Annotated in this window: 1 protein-coding gene; it reads left to right on the top strand. The window is 62.4% G+C overall.

Annotation, left to right across the window (positions count from 1 at the left end):
• Positions 1-191 precede the first annotated feature (191 nt).
• Positions 192-607 (top strand): 30S ribosomal protein S4 (gene rpsD, locus AACY45_RS27485; protein ID WP_339548602.1); only part of this gene is annotated, 416 nt, incomplete at its 3' end.

The raw sequence follows: 607 nt of genomic DNA, 5'->3' as shown, positions 1-607 counted from the left end.
CGCGGCGCGCCTGTCCAGCTTGACTCATGCGACCGGTCCCGCTAACCGCCCGCCTTCGCATTTGGCCCCACACCCCGGTGAAGTGGTGGCCCTGCCCGTATCCCTTACAGGTTCGGATAGAGCGATACCGGGTATCGATCGTTTGCGCAGGCAGGCGGTCTTGTCACGAAGCATTTGCCAAGGAATATCTCATGTCGAAGCGTTCATCCGCAAAGTACAAGCTCGATCGCCGTATGGGCGAGAATATTTGGGGCCGCCCCAAATCGCCCGTCAACAAGCGTGAATATGGCCCCGGCCAGCACGGCCAGCGCCGCAAGGGCAAGGTCTCGGACTTCGGCATCCAGCTGCGCGCCAAGCAGAAGCTCAAGGGCTATTATGGCGACGTGACGGAAAAGCAGTTCCGCGCTTGCTACACCGAAGCCGCGCGCATGAAGGGCGACACCGGCCAGAACCTGATCGGCCTGCTCGAGCAGCGTCTCGACATGATCGTGTATCGCGCCAAGTTCGCGCCGACCGTGTGGGCTGCGCGTCAGCTGGTTTCGCACGGCCACGTCCGCGTCAACGGCGTGAAGTGCAACATCGCATCGCGCCGCTGCTTCGTCGGTGA

It is taken from the genome of Pseudomonas sp. RA_35y_Pfl2_P32 (assembly GCF_963970735.1).
Lineage (GTDB): Bacteria > Pseudomonadota > Gammaproteobacteria > Pseudomonadales > Pseudomonadaceae > Aquipseudomonas.
This window is presented reverse-complemented; position numbering and strand designations above follow the sequence as displayed.